At 61.9% G+C, this 21,057-nt stretch carries 21 protein-coding genes and 1 rRNA gene; 7 read left to right on the top strand and 15 right to left on the bottom strand.

Annotated elements, in window-relative coordinates; all coding sequences use genetic code 11:
* Window positions 1-332 precede the first annotated feature (332 nt).
* The 3 genes from AB4Z15_RS04220 to AB4Z15_RS04210 all read left to right on the top strand — a co-directional run bounded on the left by AB4Z15_RS04220 (window position 333) and on the right by AB4Z15_RS04210 (window position 3,188).
* Window positions 333-812, top strand: a complete 480-nt coding sequence (locus tag AB4Z15_RS04220) for a hypothetical protein (protein WP_442016210.1) — start codon at window positions 333-335, stop codon at window positions 810-812.
* Between the two features lie 140 nt (window positions 813-952).
* The gene (locus AB4Z15_RS04215) at window positions 953-2,305 is read left to right on the top strand and encodes a cation:dicarboxylate symporter family transporter (protein ID WP_442016209.1); all 1,353 of its coding nucleotides are present in this window, start codon (window positions 953-955) and stop codon (window positions 2,303-2,305) included.
* A gap of 85 nt (window positions 2,306-2,390) precedes the next feature.
* The gene (locus AB4Z15_RS04210; protein ID WP_442016208.1) at window positions 2,391-3,188 is read left to right on the top strand and encodes an SDR family NAD(P)-dependent oxidoreductase; all 798 of its coding nucleotides are present in this window, start codon (window positions 2,391-2,393) and stop codon (window positions 3,186-3,188) included.
* Here AB4Z15_RS04210 and AB4Z15_RS04205 read toward each other — a convergent pair.
* A complete protein-coding gene (locus AB4Z15_RS04205; protein WP_442016207.1) occupies window positions 3,185-3,991 on the bottom strand; it encodes a helix-turn-helix domain-containing protein in 807 nt (268 codons plus the stop codon). The genes AB4Z15_RS04210 and AB4Z15_RS04205 overlap by 4 nt on opposite strands.
* A gap of 72 nt (window positions 3,992-4,063) precedes the next feature.
* Between AB4Z15_RS04205 and AB4Z15_RS04200 the strand changes: the two genes are divergently transcribed.
* On the top strand, window positions 4,064-4,576 hold the full coding sequence (locus AB4Z15_RS04200) for a VOC family protein (protein WP_442016206.1): 513 nt from the start codon (window positions 4,064-4,066) through the stop codon (window positions 4,574-4,576).
* 13 nt (window positions 4,577-4,589) lie between these two features.
* Here AB4Z15_RS04200 and AB4Z15_RS04195 read toward each other — a convergent pair whose 3' ends face one another.
* The 13 genes from AB4Z15_RS04195 to lysS form a co-directional block, all read right to left on the bottom strand.
* Window positions 4,590-4,949 carry a VOC family protein gene (locus tag AB4Z15_RS04195; RefSeq protein WP_442016205.1) on the bottom strand — a complete coding sequence of 120 codons (360 nt, stop codon included), beginning with the start codon at window positions 4,947-4,949 and terminating at the stop codon, window positions 4,590-4,592.
* 5 nt (window positions 4,950-4,954) lie between these two features.
* Window positions 4,955-5,215 carry a DUF4235 domain-containing protein gene (locus AB4Z15_RS04190; protein ID WP_223947533.1) on the bottom strand — a complete coding sequence of 87 codons (261 nt, stop codon included), beginning with the start codon at window positions 5,213-5,215 and terminating at the stop codon, window positions 4,955-4,957.
* A gap of 93 nt (window positions 5,216-5,308) precedes the next feature.
* Window positions 5,309-5,485, bottom strand: a complete 177-nt coding sequence (locus tag AB4Z15_RS04185) for a CsbD family protein (RefSeq protein ID WP_442006618.1) — start codon at window positions 5,483-5,485, stop codon at window positions 5,309-5,311.
* A 99-nt stretch (window positions 5,486-5,584) separates the two neighbouring features.
* Window positions 5,585-6,292 carry a dihydroxyacetone kinase phosphoryl donor subunit DhaM gene (dhaM, locus tag AB4Z15_RS04180; protein ID WP_442016204.1) on the bottom strand — a complete coding sequence of 236 codons (708 nt, stop codon included), beginning with the start codon at window positions 6,290-6,292 and terminating at the stop codon, window positions 5,585-5,587.
* Window positions 6,289-6,951: a dihydroxyacetone kinase subunit DhaL gene (dhaL, locus tag AB4Z15_RS04175; protein ID WP_442016203.1), complete on the bottom strand. Its 663-nt coding sequence runs from the start codon at window positions 6,949-6,951 to the stop codon at window positions 6,289-6,291. Before dhaL ends, dhaM begins: the two co-directional genes overlap by 4 nt.
* 2 nt (window positions 6,952-6,953) lie before the next feature.
* Complete coding sequence (dhaK, locus tag AB4Z15_RS04170) at window positions 6,954-7,955, bottom strand: dihydroxyacetone kinase subunit DhaK (protein WP_442016202.1); 1,002 nt, start codon at window positions 7,953-7,955, stop codon at window positions 6,954-6,956.
* 365 nt (window positions 7,956-8,320) lie between these two features.
* Entirely contained in the window at window positions 8,321-9,796 is a 1,476-nt protein-coding gene (locus tag AB4Z15_RS04165) for an FAD-binding oxidoreductase (protein ID WP_442016201.1), read from the bottom strand.
* A gap of 149 nt (window positions 9,797-9,945) precedes the next feature.
* Entirely contained in the window at window positions 9,946-10,455 is a 510-nt protein-coding gene (locus tag AB4Z15_RS04160; protein WP_442016200.1) for an amino-acid N-acetyltransferase, read from the bottom strand.
* Window positions 10,456-10,680: 225 nt separating this feature from the next.
* Entirely contained in the window at window positions 10,681-12,789 is a 2,109-nt protein-coding gene (locus tag AB4Z15_RS04155) for an alpha/beta fold hydrolase (RefSeq protein ID WP_442016199.1), read from the bottom strand.
* Window positions 12,790-13,045: 256 nt separating this feature from the next.
* On the bottom strand, window positions 13,046-15,538 hold the full coding sequence (locus tag AB4Z15_RS04150) for an ATP-dependent Clp protease ATP-binding subunit (protein WP_442016198.1): 2,493 nt from the start codon (window positions 15,536-15,538) through the stop codon (window positions 13,046-13,048).
* Window positions 15,539-15,995: 457 nt separating this feature from the next.
* The gene (locus AB4Z15_RS04145; protein WP_223947524.1) at window positions 15,996-16,322 is read right to left on the bottom strand and encodes a histone-like nucleoid-structuring protein Lsr2; all 327 of its coding nucleotides are present in this window, start codon (window positions 16,320-16,322) and stop codon (window positions 15,996-15,998) included.
* Between the two features lie 129 nt (window positions 16,323-16,451).
* Window positions 16,452-16,625 (bottom strand): hypothetical protein, encoded by a 174-nt coding sequence (locus AB4Z15_RS04140; RefSeq protein WP_216922753.1) that lies wholly within the window; start codon window positions 16,623-16,625, stop codon window positions 16,452-16,454.
* A 2-nt stretch (window positions 16,626-16,627) separates the two neighbouring features.
* The gene (gene lysS, locus AB4Z15_RS04135) at window positions 16,628-18,157 is read right to left on the bottom strand and encodes a lysine--tRNA ligase (protein WP_431117462.1); all 1,530 of its coding nucleotides are present in this window, start codon (window positions 18,155-18,157) and stop codon (window positions 16,628-16,630) included.
* 56 nt (window positions 18,158-18,213) lie between these two features.
* On the opposite strand from lysS, the gene AB4Z15_RS04130 reads away from it, so the two are divergent.
* The 3 genes from AB4Z15_RS04130 (at window position 18,214) to AB4Z15_RS04120 (ending at window position 20,863) form a co-directional block, all read left to right on the top strand.
* Entirely contained in the window at window positions 18,214-19,116 is a 903-nt protein-coding gene (locus tag AB4Z15_RS04130; protein ID WP_431117461.1) for an alpha/beta fold hydrolase, read from the top strand.
* A complete protein-coding gene (locus AB4Z15_RS04125; protein ID WP_442016197.1) occupies window positions 19,113-19,967 on the top strand; it encodes an alpha/beta fold hydrolase in 855 nt (284 codons plus the stop codon). Before AB4Z15_RS04130 ends, AB4Z15_RS04125 begins: the two co-directional genes overlap by 4 nt.
* 62 nt (window positions 19,968-20,029) lie before the next feature.
* Complete coding sequence (locus AB4Z15_RS04120; RefSeq protein ID WP_431117459.1) at window positions 20,030-20,863, top strand: alpha/beta fold hydrolase; 834 nt, start codon at window positions 20,030-20,032, stop codon at window positions 20,861-20,863.
* A 106-nt stretch (window positions 20,864-20,969) separates the two neighbouring features.
* Here AB4Z15_RS04120 and rrf read toward each other — a convergent pair.
* Window positions 20,970-21,057: ribosomal RNA gene (rrf, locus tag AB4Z15_RS04115) — 5S ribosomal RNA — on the bottom strand; the annotation flags it as partial.

Genomic DNA, 21,057 nt, shown 5'->3' with positions numbered 1-21,057 from the left:
GCCCGGGGCCCCGGGCACGGACCTGAGATGCAGTTTCGCTGCAGGAGCGTCTTTGCTGCATGAGCTCCAGCGCCATGAGGAGTGTACTGAGGTCGCGGTAGAGGCGCCTGCCGTGGCCGAAGCCATGCAAAATAGTAGCCAATGCCTCACGCGGCTTCCTCTGGCGATTTGATTTTTAGACCGGTATTCTCGTCTCACCCGTGCGCTGATGGTCGAGTCCTGGAGGTGTTGTGCACCGGTCTGAGCAGCCCCTTCGTGACACGTTTTCTGTTGCGCCACCCCGACCTTCCGTCGACACCGAAGCGCCTGCCGCAGCAGAGGAAACCCTGATCATGGATCTCAGTGCGAGGATCCGCAGTAAACATGCCGCCGAACTGAACGAACTACGCCAGGAAGTAAGCCGATCTTCACAGGGCGAGCCAATCCATAGCGGCCGTCGGCATCACCGACTGGGTCCCACGCCATCGATCGAGAACGAGAACATCAACGTGACGATCGTCGTGGAGACTGTGGAGTGGGGATGGTTCGCCCCCGGCCCAGCCCCGGCTGGGACCTGCGTCACGGTGTCCGTTGCTGCTCATCGCAGGGATAGTGGAGTCCAAGCCTCCCTCTCGTTGACCGAATGCGACTCGTGGCTTCGAGCGCTCCTGCCCGGCCCGTGGATGACGCACGCCTACCGATGCTGCTGCTCCACCGGGTCCGCAAATGCGGGCATCGTCTCCTACCGGTTGTTTCTTGATGCATTCCATAAGCCGACGCCAAAGCCTGCGGAGGTGCTCGCCGAAGGCTGCCAACCACTTCAACTTCTTTAGAGTTTTCGCATCATGGAATCTTGCTTCCGATATTAAACACAAGGGGGCATTGGAATTAGCAATTCCGAAACACGCCCCTCATAGCGTCATCTGTGACCCCGGCCGTGACCCTTCATGGCCCCGCACAGATAGGCGCCACCTTGAAGACTCCCGCACTCGCTGTTGCTGTGAGGCCAGCGGCAAAGAAGCCACTCTATAAATCCCTGTTCTTCCAGATCCTGGTGGCCGTGGTGCTGGGGGTCGCCATCGGCTACTTCTGGCCGGGCATCGGATCTGCGCTTCGCCCTCTTGGCGACGGCTTTATCCAACTCATCAAGATGATCATTGCGCCACTGATATTCCTGGTGATCGTCACTGGAATCTCGGCGGTAGGCGACGTGAAGTCTGTTGGCCGCGTGGGAGTCAAAGCCCTCGTCTACTTCACCGCCGCCACACTTTTCGCGCTGGCGTTCGGGCTGCTCGTGGCCAACATCGTCCAGCCGGGGGCAGGGTTGAACATTGATCCGGCTTCCCTGTCAGCGGAAGCAGTCAACGCCAAGACCACCACGGCCCCGCCCAAGGACGCAGGGCAGTTCCTGCTGGGCATCATTCCGACCAGCGTGGTTGGAGCGTTCGCATCCAACACGCTGTTGCAGGTCCTCTGTTTCGCCGTCTTCTTCGGGGCGGCCATCGTGGTGGTGGGACGGGAGAAGTGCAAGCCCGTCATCGACCTCATGGAGACCACCCTGGAACTCTTCTTCAAGATCATGTCCTGGGTGATGAGGGTTGCCCCGGTAGGCGCCTTCGGGGCAATGGCATTCATCATCGGCCAGTACGGGCTGAGTTCGTTGAGCACCTACGCCCTGCTGGTGGCGGCATGCTACGGCTCGGCACTGGTCTTTATCGGCTTGCTGTTCATTGTGGCCTGGGTTTACCCACGCGTCCCGCTGTGGCAGTTCATCAAGTACTCCCGCGAAGAGTTCCTCCTGGCACTGGGCACGGCATCCACGGAATCAGTACTGCCGCGAATCATGACCAAGCTGAGCAACGCTGGCTGTTCCCGCGCAACCACTGGGCTGGTGGTTCCCACGGGATACTCTTTCAACCTCGACGGCGCTGCTCTCTACCTTTCCATCTCGTTGCTGTTCCTTGCCCAAGCCTTCGGCCACAACCTCGACTTGGGCCAACAGCTGGCTGCCCTCGGAATCCTCATGCTGACCTCCAAGGGCATGGCAGGCGTTCCCGGCTCGGCCTTCCTGGCCCTCTCCGCCACGGCCGGGGCCCTGGGAATCTTCCCCGTAGCGGGCGTGGCACTACTCCTCGGAGCCGACAGGTTGATGGATTCCATGCGCGTCGTGGTCAACCTGCTTGGCAACTGCGTTGCCACGTTCGTGGTGTCCAAGTGGGAGGGGCAATTCGATCGCGAGGCGATGCTCGCCGCCTTCCGCGGGGAAACCACGACGCCGGAACCCAGCAAGGAGGCTACGGAACCGCCGGTGCCCGTTTCTGTTTAGTCAGTAGCTTTGTCCCTCTCGGTGCCGGATGCGAAAATACTAAGTAATCTGTCAGTTAGGGACTTTCTCCGGAAAGGGATGACCGATGAATGCCAACGAGAGGCAACTGGCTCTTGTCACAGGTGCATCCACTGGCATCGGCTACGAACTTGCGCGGCAGTTCCTCAGCAATGGCTTCGACACCATCATCGTCGCTGAGAATGACGGGATCCATGAAGCGGCCCTGCGCCTGGCAAATCTCGGCGGTACCGTAACGGCCGAACAAATCGACCTCGCCAGCAGGCAGGGTGTAGAGCAGTTGCGCACCGCCGTGACGGCGCTGGGGAGACCACTTGACGCCGTTGCCCTCAACGCCGGGATCGGCGTAGGAGGTCCCTTTGTGGAGACGGACCTTGACCAGGAAGCCAGGATCATCGATCTGAATGTGACCTCAACAGTGGCCCTCGCCAAGTGGATCGCCGTGGACATGATGGAACGCGGTCAAGGAAGAATACTGTTCACCTCCTCAGTCATTGCCCGGGGGCCAGCGCCCTTCCAGGCCGTCTACGGCGCATCAAAGGCGTTCGTGCAGTCCTTTGGACAAGCGCTGAGGAATGAACTGCGGGACGCAGGGGTCACTGTCACCACCCTGCTCCCGGGTCCCACGGAGACGGCGTTCTTTGAGCGGGCAGAGCTGATGGACACGAAGGTAGGGACCGAGGAGAAGGACGATCCGGCCCAGGTTGCCGAGCAGGGCTTCAAAGCAATGATGAAAGGTGGGGGAAACGTGCTGGGTGGCTCGTTGAAGTCACGCGTCATGGGGCTCGGCAGCAACGTCGTGCCGGATGCAGCGGGAGCGCAGTTCAACCGGCACTTAAGCGAGCCGGGATCGGCCGACAGCTAACTGCCAACAGCGCGCCGGTATGTGCTCGGTGTGAACCCCAGGTACTTCTGGAAGTCGTTCGTGAGGTGTGCGTGATCTGCATAGCCTAGCTCGGCAGCGATGTCCGCAAGATCACTGGAGGGATCCAAACGAGCCCTCTCGGCGGCGTCCTGCAGGCGACGGCGACGGATCAGCACTGACGGGGTGAGGCCTATGTATTTCGTCGCAATTCGCTGGAGCGTCCGCCCCGAGACAGCAAGGCGCGCCGCTACGTCCTCAATCCGGACCACCTCCGGATCGGAGGCAATAGTGTCCATTATCCGGTTTGCCAGCAGGGCATCTTCGGAAGGTACGTAGTCCAAAGAATCCAGCCACGACACAAAGGCGTCCACTGCCCGCTCACGGCGGGCGCCGCCGTCGGGCGCGTTCATGGCCTGCGCAGCAGCATTCATGGCCCGTGCGACAGAACGGTGGAGGTCCTCCAACGGCAAGACCACCTCGGCATCACGCAAGCTGCCGGGATTCTCCGTGAACACCGGAACTGCAGCCGGGCGCAACAGCGCTCCCACTGCCCAGCCATGGTCATTCAAGTCGCGATACGCGGCACGGGTTGTGGGACCCGAGAAGACTACGTCATCCAACTGCACAACGAGGTTGGAGGCGGGGTAGGCGATCAGATGCTGGCGGGAAGTGCGGCCCGGCTCAATGTCCCATTCGGGAATCCAGAACCATTGGACAAGATGCGCGACCGACTCCGGTGCCGCTAAACGGTTGAACGTGGGAAGCCGCGCCGGGTACAGAATGCCCTTGAACGAACTATCCATTTGCCTCCCTCCCACAAAGTCTGTCGCGAATTTCCAAGCGCCGCAGCCAGCCCTGCCCGTAGCGTCGTGGACATGACAGATAGTACAAGCACAGAGTCAACCACGGCCGCCCACGGCAAGTACACCACCCACGGCGTCCCCATCGGCCTGACCAGCCTGACACCCTTCCTCGCCATACCCGATGCCAAAAATGCGATCGCGTTCTACCGGGACGTTTTCGGGGCACGGGTTGTTGGCACCACCGAGATGGGCGGAGTTGTGGTCCATGCGGAACTCGACCTCGGGAACGGCCACCTGCAGCTCGGCGAGCCCAACCCGGAATACCATCTGATCCCGGCGCCCGGCGGCGATGACGACTGCTACTCCCTGGGCTTCTATTGCCCGGACGCTGACGCGCTTGTCCAACGAGCGGAACAAGCGGGCGCCATCATCCGTGAACCACTCACCACTTTCGTTTCAGGGGATCGATACGCCAGCATCCGCGATCCCTTCGGCGTCCGCTGGTCCATCATGACGCGCGTGGAAGATCTCTCCGAAGAGGAAAGCAACCGGCGCGTTGAGGAGTGGGCGGCAGATCAGGGTTAAGAAAGGCGCCGTATCAGGAAAGGCACAGGCAGAACGGGTGGCCAGCCGGATCAAGGAACACCCTGAAGGTGGTCCCCGGCTGGTGCTCAGCCTTGCGTGCCCCCAGCGAAAGGGCCACTTCCTCGCCCTTGTCCAGGTCCTCGACCATCAGGTCAAGGTGCATTTGCTGAGGAACTGTTTGCCCCGGCCATTCAGGCGCGTGATACGACTCGACCTGTTGGAAAGCAATGCAGTTGTTCCCATCGCCGGGGCGGATCTCGAACCAATCGGTTTCGCCCTTCACGTCCCAGCCCAGTAGTTCGCCATAAAAGGCGGCAAGGGCGGGCGCATCCGGACAATCAATAACAACACTCGGGTATCGGGCTATTGCCATTTTTGCTAAACCTCGTCTGCCGTTTTCTTCATTCGGGCCAGGGCACTCTTGGTGCCCCTTTGGGTAAGAACGTGGACCACTGCGCCAACACCCGCAGAAACCACAGCGAACACGAGCACTCCCGGCAAGGAATCGTTCAGATCAGTTCCGTCCTTGGGGGCAGGTTTTCCTGTCTTTTTCTCCCAAAGTCCTTCAAGCGTCTTGTTTGCCAGCACGCCAGCTCCAAGGCTGACTGCCAGGCCGAACAATTTCACCAGCAAATTCACGAAAGAATCCTCCATCTGATCGTGCGGGGTAAGCCCTGTCAAACACAAAAGGAAGGCGGGGCCGCTGCAACCGCAACGGCCCCGCCCGAATTCCTAGTCGTTCTTGAAAGCGTCCTTTACCTTTTCGCCAGCACCCTTGAGGTCGGCTTTTGTCTGCTCGCCTTTGCCTTCGGCTTCAAGGCGCTCGTTGTCGGTAAGCTTTCCGGCAGCTTCCTTAGCCTTGCCTGCGATCTTCTCGCCAGCGTTCTCCATCTTGTCGTCAGCACCCATGTCGCACCTCTTCCTTGTAGTGAACCTGTACCTCTACAACATCACTAATCAGTGTACTTAGCAATATTTGGGGTGGCGCTGCTTGTCGAAGCCGCCTGTTTAAAGCTCCCCGAACCCCTCGCCCACCAACCGCGCGACATACTGAACGGCCTTTGCGGCGTCCTTGCCACGGGCCTCCACGTGCAGGGTTGCACCCTGCCCGGCGGCGAGCGTCATGAGCGCCATCATGGACGTCCCGTCGACGTCGTTGATTGTCACCTCAGCGTCAAGGCCGGACAGTCCACCGGCTATCTTGGCTGCTGGCCGCGCGTGGATGCCCATGGGATTAATGAGCTCGAAATCGCCGGCAGCATCCGGTTCCCGGGATTCATCAGGACTGCCCGGCGCGCCAGTACCGGCCGTCGCGTCAGTACCGGCCGAAGCCCCGAATCCAACCGCTTCTGCAGCCTTACGCACCTCCTCGACACCAGCCCCGCCCTGGGCGGCAACGGCCGCGGCCACGAGCCCTTCAACCAAAGGCGCATCGGCAAGCAGTATGGCGTCAGGATCACTGGCGAATTCGATCGCAGACTCAGCTGTCATGACTGCAGAGCCCAGATCCGTCAGCACCACCACGCCATCGCCTCCCGCATCAATCAACGACTGCTCGACGGCGGCCAGCACCTTCTCGAGGCTGGTGCCAATCCGTGCGTCGTCAGTGCCCCCGGCGGCGACGAGTTCGACGTCGGGCGCCATCTGCGCGGCGAGTTCCACTGCACCTTCAGCGATCTTGCTGCTGTGCGAGACAACCACGATCCCAACTGTCATACGGCGTCGGTTCCCGTGTTTCCTGCGGAGCCGGCCGCTGCTGCTGCCGCGGCGCGCAAGAGCAGTGCGGTGGAGGCCGCTCCTGGATCGCGATGCCCTGCGCTTCGCTCCCCGAGATAACTCGCGCGGCCCTTCCGAGCCACCAGCGGATCGGTGGCCACAGCCCCCACTTCGGCCGCCTCGGCAGCAGCTTGCAGGACGGCGAGCACATCGCCGCCGTCGGACGCCGCGTTCTGCGCTGCCTCAACTGCCGGAGACCACGCGTCAATCATGGTCTTGTCGCCGGTTTCGGCTTTGCCGCGCGCCACCACTCCGTCGCGAGCAGCCGCGAGCGCGGAAGCAAGCGCCTCTGCATCAATATCGGCGGTGTCCCCTAGCGACGTGGCCGCCCGCAGATATGCCGTTCCATACAGCGGCCCGGCAGCTCCGCCCACCTTGGACATCAGCGCCATCGCAGCCGCCTTAAGGGCAGCTCCCGCAGTTTCCGGCGGCGTCTCGTCCAGCTTCTGCAGAACCGCCTGGAATCCTCTGTCCATGTTCTCGCCGTGGTCCGAATCGCCGATTGGCCGGTCCAGCTCGATCAGTTCCCTTCGATGTTCTGCCATGGCCTTCGCGGAGAGCTTCAGCCAGTCCAGTGCCCATTCAACGCCCAGCCCCATGCTCACGCTCCCCAACGCAGGGCAGCCGTATGAACCGGGGCATCCCACAAACTTGTCAATTCGTCGTCGAGGCGTAGCACGGACACCGAGCAACCTTGCATTTCGAGGGACGTCACGTAGTTCCCCACCAGCGAGCGCTCCACTGTTGCGCCGCGCTCTGCGAGTACCTGGGCGGCCCGGCGATAGACAATGTAGAGCTCACTCTGCGGCGTGCCGCCCATGCCGTTCACGAACAGCAGCACCCTGTCGCCGGAGGAGAGGGAGAGATCCTCAAGCACGGGCTCCAATAGACGGTCGGTGATCGCGTCGGCGCTTTCCATGGCGATCCTGTGCCGTCCAGGTTCACCATGGATGCCGATGCCGATCTCGATTTCGTCCTCCGCCAGCTCGAAGCTCGGCGTACCTGCGTGCGGAACTGTGCAGCCGGAGAGGGCGACTCCCATGGTCCGGACGTTGGCGGCGACCCGCTCCGCGATGGCGGCAACGGCTTCAAGATCGTCTCCACGCTCAGCGGCAGCACCCGCTATCTTCTCTACGAGGACCGTCCCACCCACTCCACGGCGGCCCGCCGTGTACAAGGAGTCCTCGACGGCGACGTCGTCGTTGACCAACACCGAACGTACGTGTACGCCTTCGGCTTGTGCCATCTCCGCCCCAGTCTCAAAGTTCAGGACGTCGCCTGTGTAGTTCTTGACGATATGCAAGACGCCGGCACCTGAGTCGACAGCGACGGTCGCCGGTATGATCTGGTCGGGTGTGGGCGAGGTGAACACGGCGCCGGGCACAGCGGCGTCGAGCATGCCGAGTCCGACGAAACCAGCATGCAGCGGCTCGTGGCCGCTACCGCCGCCGGATACCAGGGCAACCTTGCCCGCAACAGGTGCGCCTTTCCGGACGACGTATTTGGGGTCGGGATGGACGTCCACAATATCGGCATGGGCCATGCCGAAGCCTTCGACGGACTCGTCCACCACTGCGCGGGGATCATTGATGAGCTTTTTCATTGGATGCTCCTGGGCGTGCTGTGGCTGGTGCTCTGACCCTACTACCGGGCCCCGGGCACATGGTAGGCCTCCGCGCATGCAGAAGCCGCGAGCGCCCGTTAAAGCCGGTGGGGACAGCCCCGAAGAGCTGTCCCTACCGCAGTGACGCTTAATCCTGGAGTTGCCCAGGCTCCGTGCTGGTGCGCGGAGGAGTGGAGGCCGCTTCAGTCCGCGAATGGAAGTCGAGCCAAAATGCGGAGTACAGGTCCGGGTTGGAGTGGGGCGTCCCCGGCCAGAAGGATTCGTTCGGCCAGGACCCGTGGGGGATGTCTATCTGGAAAGCTGAAAAGTCCGGAAACGTGACACGATCTTGCACGGTCCGCTCCTCAACTGTTCAGCACGGCGTCGCCGCCAGCCGTGACCACGTCTTCGAGCAGCACGCTCCGATCCATGACAAGCGGTGGTTCCGTGGTGGGAAGTCCCACTACGTGCCCGAAGCTGAACATGTTCTTCGGATCCAACTCCGCCTTGGCCTTCTTAAGACGTTCACGCGCGCTGGGCCCCCAGGGCCGCTCCCTGTCCTCGGCATCCAAAAAGTGCCCATGGAGGTTCACAAATGTGCCGGGATTGGCAGCGGGACGAAGGTCTGTATGGACGGCATCGAAAACTGCGGGCAGCATCTCAACAACAGGAGGCGCGGCAATGGCAACCATGTAGAAGCTGAACGCCGCGTCACGGCCGCCCACACTGTCCTCGCCCTCCGCGCTCTTGGCGAGGGCGCCGCCCAGCAGCCGGAGTTCGGCCAGCAACACCGGGCTCTCAACGCCCGGACCGAAGTGCCGGAGGATTGCCTCCGCTGCGTCCTCGTCCAAACGGTCAAGCAGGAAGCCACGCTCGCGAACGGGGACTGGCTGGTCCGGATCCTGGTGGATCGTGTCGAATTGGCTTGCTTCCAAAGGGCCGGTGCCGTCCATCATGAACGGGGCGCTTCGGCGCATGGGCTCCAGCAGGTCCGATGCTGCAGCCAAGTCGCCTTGGTAGGCGTAGCGGAGGTGGATCACAAACTTTCCCCGCAACGGCTCCGGAATCATCTCCATCTCCGGAAGGCGCAAAAACGCCAACGACGCCGACGCCTCCGCGGGTAGCGATGGCACCCATTCCCTAAACGCCGCCAGGACTTCCGGGGCGTGCCCGCCGTCGAAGTACACGCCACCTGCGTAGAGATCGGCGGCTGGGAAAAGGTGGAATTCCATGGCCGTCACAATGCCCAGATTGCCCTTGCCGCCTCGCAGGAGGAAGAACAGCTCAGGGTTCTCGTCCCTGGTGACCCTTTGCTGGGTGCCGTCCGCTGTGACCAGCTCGAAAGCGATGACATGATCCGAGGCGAAGCCGTACTTACGTCCCAGGATGGGCAGGCCCCCGCCCAGCGTGTAACCCACCACGCCGACGTCACTGGTGGAACCACAGAGACCCATCAAACCGAAGGTTGCAGCAAGCTCAACCACAGCCTTCCATCGAACACCGGCCCCCACCCTGGCAGTCTTCTCAAGGGGGTCGATGCTGAGTTCCAGCATGCGGCGGGTACTGATAAGCATCCCGCCTTCTATCGCGTTTGTTGCACCATGTCCCGTGGATTGGACGGCTACGGGCATTCCCCGTTCCGCCGCCCATCTGATAGCCGCCGAAACGTCCTCTGCGTCGAGGGCGCCGAAGGCAAGATCCGGCTGGTGTTGAGTAGAGAGGTTGAAGGCCGATATCTCGGCTGCGAAACCGGGGTCGGCAGGCGTGAACACGGGACCGCGCACGCTGAGTTGGAGTTCTGAAACGCTTGAATTACCAGAAAACGACGCGTGGGACTGCATGATCTTCTCTCGATTGACCGAATGGCGGAAGCTCCCCAGCAAGCCTCGATCAGTTTATCCATCAACTTTAGATAAGAGAAGGGTTTTAAATCACGCATAATCCGGGCAGGGTTGAAGTCCGCCTCTGTTAGCCCTTGTTGCGGGTCTTCTTAAAGGTGCTTGATCATGCGCGTATTGCCCAAGGTATTCGGCTTTACCCGGGCCAAATCCAGGAATTCCGCCACGCCTTCGTCATGCGAGCGCAGCAGTTCCGAGTACACCTGCGGGTCCACGGCCGACTGGTCCTCCATGACCTCGAAGCCGTGACGCTTGAAAAATTCCACTTCAAACGTCAGGCAGAAAACCCGGCTCACGCCAAGCTCCTTGGCTTTTTCCAGGAGATCCTCCACCAGTACATGCCCCACACCCCGCCCCCGCCACGTGTCCGCGGCCGCAAGAGTGCGGATCTCGGCCAAGTCCTCCCACATAACGTGCAGGGCCCCGCAGCCAATAACGTCGCCGTCATAGGACTCCGCAATCCGGAATTCCTGGAGGCTCTCGTAGTACGCCACAGTTTCCTTGGCCATCAAAATCCGCTGCTCCGCGAGAGGGGCAACCAGCCTCTTGATCGCCGCCACATCACTAGTACGGGCAGGACGAAGGCTAAAGGTCGAATTCACTCCCCCATCCTAACGAGACAAAGAGGAGCCCGACCGCGCATGACCTACGCCGGGGCTGAGCCGGGCGGCGCTGACGGACGCCATGGTCACCATTTAGTACCGGAGGGCCGCCGCGAGGCGCTGGTCCTGGGCTATTTGCGTAGCGTGCGTCTAAGCGAGGCACGAGCGAGCACGCGGCAAATGGCGCAGGTCCAGCGCCGGACTCACGCCAGACCCAGCAACGGACTAGATCCCCAACTCCTCCGGCAGCGCCACGTCCTCGCCCAGCACCTGCTTTGCCAGGAAGTGCTCCACGACTCCGTACCAAACCTTCGCGTGCTGCGGCTGGAGGATCCAGTGATTCTCGTCAGGGAAGTAGAGGAAGCGGTGCGGGCTCTGGCCGTTGTCGTCTGCGGGCAGCTGCGATGAGGACAACAGTTCGTACCAAAGCCGCAGGCCCTCGCCGATCGGTACGCGATAATCCTTGTCCCCGTGGATCACCAGCATGGGCGTCTTGATGTTGCGTACGTTGAGGTGGGGCGAGTTCTCCATCGCCATCTCGACCGTCATTTCCTTCAGCCAGTACTGCGCTGCGTCGGTGGTGGGGCCGAACTGGTCCAGGGCCCACAAACTGGCGTGGGTCACGATCGCCTTGAAGCGGTCAGTCTGGCCTGCCACCCAGTTGGCCATGTAACCGCCGAAGGACCCGCCCATCGCCGCAGTCCGTGACTCGTCGATGTCCGCCCGCTCGACTACGGCGTCGGTGATAGCCATGAGGTCCGAGAAGGGCACTTTGCCCCATTCACCCCAGCCGCGCTGGATGAACTCCTGGCCGTAACCTGTGGAGAGCGCAGGGTCGGGCAGCAGTACGGCATAGCCCTTTGCGACCAGCAGCCAGGGGTTCCAACGCCAGGTCCAGGCGTTCCATGAGCCCAGCGGTCCACCGTGGATCCACAGCAGGAGGGGAGCCGGGCGGTCCGCGGATGCACCTTCCGGGAGCGCCAGGTAAGCCGGCACGCGCGAGCCGTCCTCCGCCGTCGTTTCCACGCGCTCGAGGTGCCCCTTGTACGTTGGCCGTTCCGCGGGTGCCTGCAACCTCACCACATCTCCGGAAGCGAGGTCGATCCGCACAGCTTCAGCGGGGAACTCGTAGGAGCTCCGCAGTGCGTACGCTGTGGTCCCGTCCGGCGAAACCACGACGTCGGAATACGCCGCAGCCTCTTTCGTCACCCGTGTTACCGCTCCATCGGCGACGTCGATCCGGAAAAGCGGCGACGCGCCGTCGTCGTCCGCTTTCACCAGGATGGCATTGCCTTGCGGGAGCCACTCCAAGGCAGTAGGCCAGCGGTCCCATTGGTGTGCGAGCGGCTCCAGGTCAGTCGTTTCGCTGCCGGACACGTCCAGCAGGTGCAGCTTGATCTGCGGAGCCTGGGTGGGCGTGGTCTCACTTTCGCTCTCCACCACCAGCGTGCGGTTGTCCGGGCTGACGGGCCCAGGGAAGTAGCTCATTCCCTCGCGGTCCAGAAGCACCTTGACGGTTCCTGTGGCGACGTCGACGGCGGCAAGCACCTCACGGCTGTCGGCCTTGGCAAGGGCTTTGGTGAGGCTCGTGTAGATGGTCTTGCCGTCCGGACTCACCACAGCTTTGGCTTCCCGCAGCGAACCTCCGACGCCGGACGTCAGGTTCCTCAGCTTAAGCGGCGTTGGAGTGTCAACGGTGGTTGGTTTGCCGGCTTCCTTCTCCTCGCCCGGTTCCACTGCAAACAGGCGCGGCTCGGCAGGACCCAGGTCCGCGTCCCAATAGCGGATCGGGTAGCCACTGTGCAGGATGGCGGACACCTTGTTATCTTTGCGGGTCTTGCGGCGTTTTTCGTCGTTCTCCTCAGTGCTGGAACCTGCCAGAACCTCGGCGTTGACGAAGACGGCATCCGCACTCTTTGCCGCCAGGACGGAACTGATCCCGCCGGCGCGCGAGTGCACAACCCGGGCCTCTCCCCCATCGGCAGGGAGCAGCCACAGCGCGTTCACCGGATCGGCGTCGGGATCTGCGCTCTCGGGGTCGGGCCTGGAGGACGTGAAGTAGAGATCACCGTTGGCGGCAAAGGCGGCACCGGCCTCGCCTTTGGAACTCCGGGTGATCCGCCGGGCATGGCTTTGGCCGGTGGGGTCGATCTCCCAGAGTGCGGTGACATACTCGGTGCCCTTGCCATTCAGGGTTGAAACGGTAGTGACTAGGCGCTTGCCGTCCGGGCTGAGCGTGAGACCACTGACTCGAGGAATGGAGAGGTAGTGGTCGATGTCGTGGAAGGGAGTTTCAGGTGGCGTGCCCGGGGTTGGGGTGTCAGTGGAATCCATGCTTCGATTCAACACGTATTGTGTCGCCGATCACAGGGTGGTTCACTCAGAGTGAAACAGTACTTTCAGATATTCCGGCGTTGGTGTGGATACTGGCGGTGTCGGCGCCATTTACCGCTTGCTGCTCCTTCGTCGCTTTGACGCAAGCTACGCAAATGCCTCCGGCACCGCCAGTGGGAGGTCTCTTAACGCCGAAGCCCCGCCCACTCCTTGGGGAATGGGCGGGCTTGTTGCCTCGTTAGCTGAGTCGTGCGCTTTACGCGGTAGGAGCGATCTCCGGGATCCGCGGCTTGGCGTTGCCTGCAAACGTGAACTTGGCGTCGTCGCCTTCGCCGTCCACATCCACCACCACGATGTCACCGGAGTGCAATTCGCCGAAGAGGATCTTCTCGGAGAGCTGGTCCTCGATCTCGCGCTGAATGGTGCGGCGCAGAGGCCGGGCACCCATTGCGGGATCGTAGCCACGAGTGGCCAGAAGAACCTTTGCTGCCGTGGTGAGCTCGATGCCCATGTCCTTGTCCTTGAGGCGACGCTCCAGGCGGGTAACGAACATGTCCACGATCTCGATGATCTCGTCCTGGGTGAGCTGCGGGAACACCACAACATCGTCAACACGGTTGAGGAACTCGGGGCGGAAGTGCTGCTTGAGCTCCTCCGTGACCCGGGCACGCATCCGGTTGTAACCAGTCTGGGTATCCGTGCCGGACTGGAAGCCGGTAGCGACGCTCTTGGAGATGTCGCGGGTACCCAGGTTGGTGGTCATGATGATCACGGTGTTCTTGAAGTCCACCACGCGGCCCTGGGAGTCGGTCAAGCGGCCATCTTCCAGGATCTGCAGGAGCGAGTTGAAGAGGTCCGCGTGGGCCTTCTCAACTTCGTCGAACAGGACCACGGAGAACGGACGGCGACGAACCTTCTCGGTGAGCTGGCCGCCTTCTTCGTAGCCAACATAGCCCGGAGGTGCACCGAAGAGCCGCGAAACCGTGTGCTTCTCGGAGTACTCGGACATGTCCAGCGTGATGAGGGCATCCTCTTCACCGAACAGGAACTCGGCAAGGGCCTTCGCGAGCTCGGTCTTGCCGACACCCGTAGGCCCGGCGAAGATGAAAGAGCCACCGGGACGCTTGGGGTCCTTCAGGCCTGCACGTGTACGGCGGATAGCCTGGGACAGGGCCCTGATGGCCTCGTCCTGGCCGACGACGCGCTTGTGCAGTTCGTCTTCCATCTTGAGGAGCCTCGAAGACTCTTCCTCGGTGAGCTTGAAGACGGGGATACCGGTGGAGTTCGCGAGAACCTCGGCGATCAGGTCCTCATCAACCTCGGAGATGTCATCCATGCCGCCGGACTTCCAGTTGCGTTCCTTCTCAGCGCGTTCGGCAATGAGCTTCTGCTCTTTGTCGCGCAGCGAAGCGGCACCCTCAAAGTCCTGGGCGTCGATGGCGGATTCCTTCTCCATCTTGACGTCGGCAATGCGCTCGTCCATGGCCTTGAGCTCCGGCGGAGCGGTCATGCGGCGGATACGCAGGCGTGCGCCGGCTTCATCGATGAGGTCGATTGCCTTGTCCGGCAGGAAGCGGTCCGAAATGTAGCGTTCGGCCAGCTGCGCGGCTGAGGCGAGGGCGCCGTCGGTAATCGTTACGCGGTGGTGTGCCTCGTAGCGGTCCCGCAGGCCCTTCAGGATCTCGATCGCGTGGGCGACGGAAGGCTCCTTGACCTGGATCGGCTGGAAGCGGCGCTCAAGAGCGGCGTCCTTCTCGATGTGCTTGCGGTACTCATCCAGCGTGGTGGCACCAATGGTCTGGAGTTCACCGCGGGCAAGCATCGGCTTCAGGATGGATGCAGCATCGATGGCGCCTTCAGCAGCACCTGCACCAACGAGGGTGTGGATCTCGTCAATGAAGAGGATGATGTCGCCGCGGGTGCGGATCTCCTTGAGGACCTTCTTCAGTCGCTCTTCGAAGTCGCCACGGTAGCGCGAGCCGGCAACCAGCGAACCAAGGTCAAGCGTGTACAGCTGCTTGTCCTTGATGGTCTCCGGGACGTCGCCGCGGACAATCGCCTGGGCAAGGCCCTCGACGACGGCCGTCTTACCGACGCCGGGCTCACCGATTAGCACGGGGTTGTTCTTGGTACGGCGGGAGAGGACCTGCATGACGCGTTCCATCTCCTGCTCGCGGCCGATCACGGGATCGAGCTTGTTCTCGCGGGCAGCCTGGGTGAGGTTGCGTCCGAACTGGTCCAGAACCACCGAGCCTGCCGGGGTTCCCTCCGGCTGGCCTTGGCTGGAACCCGAACCGGCGGCTTCCTTGCCCTGGTAACCGGAAAGCAGCTGGATGACCTGCTGACGGACCCTGTTAAGGTCCGCACCAAGCTTGACCAGTACCTGGGCAGCAACGCCTTCACCCTCGCGGATGAGACCGAGCAGGATGTGCTCGGTTCCGATGTAATTGTGGCCGAGCTGCAGTGCTTCGCGGAGCGAAAGCTCAAGCACCTTCTTGGCGCGCGGGGTAAAGGGGATGTGCCCGGACGGAGCCTGCTGGCCCTGGCCGATGATCTCCTGCACCTGTTCGCGGACGCCATCGAGCGAAATGCTCAGGGATTCAAGCGCCTTTGCGGCAACGCCTTCACCCTCGTGGATCAGACCCAAGAGGATGTGCTCGGTACCAATGTAATTGTGATTGAGCATCCGTGCCTCTTCTTGGGCAAGGACAACCACGCGACGGGCACGGTCCGTAAATCTCTCAAACATTTCGCCACACTCCTAGCTACGACGTACTTTGATGCTACGTGCCGAAGCCCGACTTTTGGAGCGTGTTCGCCACAGGGGAAACATGACGCCCAGCGGAATAAACCTGGCACCCCCTTCGCGGTAGGGAGGCCCGGCCGCGGAACGCCTGTCCCACGCCCGTGCCGGCCCCCGGAAGGACGTGGTCAGGGCTCCTGAAGGACGTGGTCAGCCACCGAGGGCAGTGGTAGGCCGAGGAACGCGCCCCGCCCGCTTTGAGCGGGCGTTTTGAGCAGGCGTTTTGAGCAGGCGTTTTGTCCAGTTCCAAAAGGTCGGATAATCCACACCGTAGGTGCCGGAACGATTCACGGAATATTCCAAGGCCTGGTCCAGGCACCCCCTTGGAAGGCCTGACAACAAACCATGGGCTTAAAAAGCTAATGCCCCGGCAGATGCTGCCGGGGCATTGAAGGCGGGTGAATCAGGAATTGGCCTTCTGGTACGCTTCCTGAATTTCAGCCTGAATACGTCCGCGACTGTTTACGGTGTAACCGTTGTCACGAGCCCATTGACGGATCTGTGCCGAATCCTGGTTTCGAGTGGCAGTCGCACGGCCACGTGTTGCACGACCCGAAGAGGTCTTCCTGGCCTTGGCTACGTAGGGCTCCAATGCTTTGCGCAAAGATTCTGCGTTAGCGGTGGACAAGTCCATCTCGTAGCTAACGCCGTCCAGCCCGAAACGGACAGTTTCGTCCGCTGACCCTTCATCCAGGTCATCGACGAGGATGATTTTAACTTTCTGTGCCATGAGTAGCCTCTCTTTTGGAGGGTTGGATAATCAGAAATTTGAGGGTTCCTATTACTGATTATCGTTCACGCCAAGCACACACGTCAAAGGCACATTTGGGTTTCCTGCTAAGGACACCCAATTTGCAGGCTATTTAGCTGCCGGGCCTTCACCCTCAGGGCCGGAATTCCGCAAATTGGCCTCTGCTTGGGCGCGGGCTTCAGCCTGCCGCTCGGATTTGTCCGCATTGAAGATGGACTTCATGGCAAACCAGAAGATCAAACCAACAACGATCGATGGCGCCAGGACTGCGATGTATTCCATGATCAGTGACCTTCGGGCTTCAGCAAGGGGAACAGAATGGTTTCGCGGATACCTGCACCGGTGAACAACATGACAAGGCGATCGATGCCGAGCCCGATACCACCCATGGGCGGGGCGCCGTATTCAAGGGCGCGAAGGAAGTCTTCGTCGAGTTGCATGGCCTCTACGTCGCCAGCGGCAGAACGGCGTGACTGCTCCGTAAGCCGTTCGCGCTGGATAACGGGGTCAATGAGTTCGGAGAAAGCCGTCCCGCGCTCCATGCCCCCGATGATCAGGTCCCATGCCTCGATGAGCCGGCCATCTTCGCGATGCGGACGGGCAAGCGGTTGAGCGGACGGCGGATAGTTGTAAACGAACGTCGGGTTCAGCAGGGTGGGTTCCACGATCTCGCCGAAGAGCTCAACCACGATCTTCTCGGCGTCCCACTTCGGATCCACCTTGACCTCGTGCTTGGCAGCAATGGCCAGCAGTTCCTCAACCGTGGTGTCGGGAGTGACTTCAACGCCAATCGCTTCAGAAAGCCCCGGGTACACCGCAACCCAAGCCCATTCGCCGTCGAGGTTGATCTCGCCTGCATCCGTCTGGATGGTGCGGGTGCCAACAACGTCCGCCACGTTCAGGATGATTTCCTTCATGCGCTCGGCCATGACGAACTGGTCGGCCCAGGCTTCGTAGCACTCAAGGGTGGTGAATTCGGGGCTGTGCGTGGAGTCGACGCCTTCGTTCCGGAACACGCGGCCCATGTCGTAGACGCGGTCGATGCCACCCACTACAGCGCGCTTCAGGAAGAGTTCCGTGGCGATGCGCAGGGTCATCTTCTGATCGAACGCGTTCATGTGCGTCTCGAACGGACGGGCCGTTGCGCCACCGTGGACCAGTTGCAGGATGGGGGTCTCCACCTCGACGTAGCCGTGGCGGTCCAGGGTGTCGCGGACAGAGCGCGTAATGGCAGCGCGCTTGTAGACCATCTCGCGGGCTTCATCGCGGACCATCAGATCCACGTAACGCTGGCGAACACGGGTTTCTTCGTTAAGCTCCGCGTGCAGGACCGGTAGCGGGCGCAGGGCCTTGGAGGCCATGGACCAGGAATCGGCCATGACGGACAGCTCACCGCGGCGGGAGGAAATGACCTCGCCCTTGATGAAAACGTGGTCCCCAAGGTCAACCAGGGCTTTCCAATCGGCCAGCGCTTCCTCGCCCACATTGGCCAGGCTCAGCATTGCCTGTAGACGAACGCCCTTGCCGTCAACGCCACCTTCCTGGAGGGTAGCGAAGCAGAGCTTGCCGGTGTTGCGCACGAACACGACGCGGCCGGTGACGCCTACGATGTCACCGGTAGTTTCATCGGCTTCCAAGTGCGCATACTTTTCGCGGATCTCGCTCAAGGAATGTGTCCGCTCAACGCCCACAGGATAGGCCTCTGTGCCACGTTCGATCAGCTTGGCGCGCTTGTCCATACGGATACGCATCTGCTCGCTGGCGTCGATGGGCTCTGCGGAGGTGTTCAGGGCTGGGGTGTTTGCGGAAGTCACAGTCCTTAAGTTTACCGGTGATTACGGGCCTCTACGTCCGGACATAGACTCGGGCTGTGGAGACGTGGACAGTTGAAACGGACGACGGCGGCGGGCAGCTTGAGGTGCACACGTTCCGGCCGGCGTCGAAAGCCTCGATTCCCGGTTCGCAGGCGCCTGCGGAACCGTCCGGCGTCGTCGTGGTCCATGGGACTTTGGTGACCGATTCCCTGTACTGGCCCTTCGCGCGGACCCTGAGCCTCATGCTGGGGCGACCGGTCCATTGCTACAACCGGCGAGGCCGCGGCCGTTCGGCGCCACAACCGCCCGGCTACTCCGCCGGCACCGAGATCGCGGACCTTCAGGCGGTGATGCGGAGGACAGACTCAACGGATGTCGTGGCGCACAGTTACGGCGGCTTCGTGGCGCTTCAGGCGGCTCGCAGCACCAAGATCAACCGCCTGGTCACCTACGATGCCGCTGTCTCGCTATCAGGAAATCTCCATGGCCGGTGGCGTCCGGAATTGGAAGCCGCAGTTACCGCAGGCCAACTGGACCACGCGTGGGCCCATCTGGTGCAGGGTTTGGGAACGGCCGGTCCCATCTCCTACCTGCCGATGGGAGCCTTGCGGATGCTGAGCATCCTCTCTGCACAGACGCGGCTGGGTTCGGAGATGCGCTCCCTGTTGCCCACCGCCGTCGCCGAAATGCGGGCCGTACTCGACGCCGACGCGCATCTTCACGATTTCACCTCGCTCGTGACTCCAACACTCATGCTTAGCGGCGGCTGGAGTCCGTCCTACTTCGCCGAGACCGGCCGCACCCTTGCTGGAGCGGTTCCAGTCATCGACTTCGCTATTGTGCCCTTGCAGTTCCATGAAGGTCCCCTGCGGCCAGGCAGGCGGCTTGCAGCCCGAATCGCCCGTTTCCTCTCAGGAGGCACAGCCCCAGTGCCGGCGCGCCCTAGGATAAACCGGTGAGGGAACGCACCATCAAAACGCACGACGGCGGCAAACTCGCCTTGTACAGCTACGGCGCGGAAGACGCACCCGGGGAGCGCCGCGTGGTCCTGATCGGTGGCGCATTCCTCACTGCCCTGATCTATCGGCCCTTTTCCATTGCCCTCGCGAAGGGCCTCGGTGATGGGTGGGCCGTGGACGTCTACGATCGCAGGGGCCGCGGCAACTCCAGCGATCAACCACACAACTACTCCATGGTCACGGAAATTGGGGATGTGCGCACCATCATGGATGCCACCGACGCGAGGAACATCCTCGGCCACAGCCTGGGCGGGTCGGTGGCCCTCAACGCTGCGCAGGCCTTTGCCGGCACACGCCACCAACCGGACAGGCTCGCCGTTTACGACGCGGCAGTTAATATCGACGGAAGCATGGACACCGACTGGATGGCCGGCTTCGAGGATTCCGTGAACAAGGGCAACATCAACCTAGCGCTTGCCCGCATGAAGCGTGGAATGCATCCCGGAACTGCCCTGGCCCGCGTCCCTGAACCCATACTGGTGGGTCTCATGGCTGTAGTCTCGCGAACCAAGGTCAACACAATGTTCCGTGAACTCATGCCATCCGGCGTCGGAGAACTCAAGGCTGCGTTCGAAGCCACGGAAACTCCGCGCGACTTCTCCGTCCTACCTCCCGGCACCCATTTCATGGTGGGCAAGAAGAGTCCCCAATACTACAAAGTGACGGCCGCGCGTTTGCACGCGGCCGTTCCAGGAAGCACCCTTGAAGTATCGCCAAAGGGCTTCCACGGTTCCGTTCCAGCCGCCGTGAAGGAACTAGTCATGGACATTTCGGACTACTTCAAAAGCTGATTGTTATCCACATAACGTCCTGCATGCTGCCTGCGTTCAGGTGGCTCGGTTAGGCTCAAGACATGACGCGCGAGATCATCACCACAACGGACGGCGGACACCTCGAAGTACTCACCACAGGCGGTGACCTGGCGGCGGCAGGCTCGGGTATTGTGGTCGTGCCCGCCTCAATGGTGACGGCCTCTGACTACACACGTTTCGCGCAGAAGCTGAGCGAGTCCCTCGGGCGGCCCGTACATACGTTTAACCGCCGCGGTCGTGGTGAATCATCCCCCCAGCCCGAGGACTACACCCTCGAAGCCGACATCCGGGATCTCGACGCGGTCATGAAGCACACATCCAGCACAGACGTTTTCGGGCACAGCTTCGGCGGTGCGGTTGCGCTGCATGCGGCGCGAACCTTACCCGTGGAGCGACTCGCCGTTTACGATCCCGCCGTGTCCGTCAACCACAGCGTCAAAGCCGACTGGACGCCGGAATATGAACGCGCGACGGCGGCAGGAGACTACGATCGCGGACTCGCCGTTCTCATCAAGGGAGTAGAGACAGGAGGCGCCTTCGCGCGCATGCCCCTGTCCATGTTGACGCTCGCCACGAAGCTGACGGCCGGAACACCCATGGGTAAGCAGATGCGGGAACTGATGACGTGCGGAGTCCGGGAAATCAAGGCAGTCATCGCTGCCGACATGCCCGCCGAGCCGTTCCTTGAACTGCCCTTGGAAACACTGATCGTGGTGGGCGAGAAAAGCCCCGCATACTTCGGTGTAGCGTGCGGCCAGATCCACGACGTCCTGTCCGGCTCCAGCTACACCATCCTCCCCGGGTTCGGGCACGACGGCCCAAACAAGGCGCCCGACAAGCTCATCGCAGAGTTGTCTGAGTTCTTCTCGGGCTAGGGGAGTTCGCCTCAGGGGTGGGCTTTCCCACCTTGCCGTGTCTGGTTTGTTGGTTAAATGGGGGAAGCCCCGACCGTCGTGGTCGGGGCTTTCCCTGTTAATGATTGTCCGGCGGTGTCCTACTCTCCCACACCCTCCCGGGTGCAGTACCATCGGCGCTGTGGGTCTTAGCTTCCGGGTTCGGAATGGGACCG

The sequence above is a fragment of the Paenarthrobacter sp. 2TAF44 genome (assembly GCF_052114885.1).
GTDB lineage: Bacteria > Actinomycetota > Actinomycetes > Actinomycetales > Micrococcaceae > Arthrobacter.
The sequence above is the reverse complement of the archived record's forward strand: the minus strand, read 5'-3'. Positions and strand labels throughout refer to the sequence as shown.

Bases quoted from the DNA above. Each gene is read 5' to 3' on its own strand.
- AB4Z15_RS04220 (WP_442016210.1), top strand. From the start codon at position 333: ATGGATCTCAGTGCGAGGATCCGCAGTAAACATGCCGCCGAACTGAAC.
- AB4Z15_RS04210 (WP_442016208.1), top strand. From the start codon at position 2,391: ATGAATGCCAACGAGAGGCAACTGGCTCTTGTCACAGGTGCATCCACT.
- AB4Z15_RS04205 (WP_442016207.1), bottom strand. From the start codon at position 3,991: ATGGATAGTTCGTTCAAGGGCATTCTGTACCCGGCGCGGCTTCCCACG.
- AB4Z15_RS04200 (WP_442016206.1), top strand. From the start codon at position 4,064: ATGACAGATAGTACAAGCACAGAGTCAACCACGGCCGCCCACGGCAAG.
- AB4Z15_RS04195 (WP_442016205.1), bottom strand. From the start codon at position 4,949: ATGGCAATAGCCCGATACCCGAGTGTTGTTATTGATTGTCCGGATGCG.
- AB4Z15_RS04185 (WP_442006618.1), bottom strand. From the start codon at position 5,485: ATGGGTGCTGACGACAAGATGGAGAACGCTGGCGAGAAGATCGCAGGC.
- dhaM (WP_442016204.1), bottom strand. From the start codon at position 6,292: ATGACAGTTGGGATCGTGGTTGTCTCGCACAGCAGCAAGATCGCTGAA.
- dhaL (WP_442016203.1), bottom strand. From the start codon at position 6,951: ATGGGGCTGGGCGTTGAATGGGCACTGGACTGGCTGAAGCTCTCCGCG.
- dhaK (WP_442016202.1), bottom strand. From the start codon at position 7,955: ATGAAAAAGCTCATCAATGATCCCCGCGCAGTGGTGGACGAGTCCGTC.
- AB4Z15_RS04165 (WP_442016201.1), bottom strand. From the start codon at position 9,796: ATGCAGTCCCACGCGTCGTTTTCTGGTAATTCAAGCGTTTCAGAACTC.
- AB4Z15_RS04155 (WP_442016199.1), bottom strand. From the start codon at position 12,789: ATGGATTCCACTGACACCCCAACCCCGGGCACGCCACCTGAAACTCCC.
- AB4Z15_RS04150 (WP_442016198.1), bottom strand. From the start codon at position 15,538: ATGTTTGAGAGATTTACGGACCGTGCCCGTCGCGTGGTTGTCCTTGCC.
- AB4Z15_RS04145 (WP_223947524.1), bottom strand. From the start codon at position 16,322: ATGGCACAGAAAGTTAAAATCATCCTCGTCGATGACCTGGATGAAGGG.
- AB4Z15_RS04140 (WP_216922753.1), bottom strand. From the start codon at position 16,625: ATGGAATACATCGCAGTCCTGGCGCCATCGATCGTTGTTGGTTTGATC.
- AB4Z15_RS04120 (WP_431117459.1), top strand. From the start codon at position 20,030: ATGACGCGCGAGATCATCACCACAACGGACGGCGGACACCTCGAAGTA.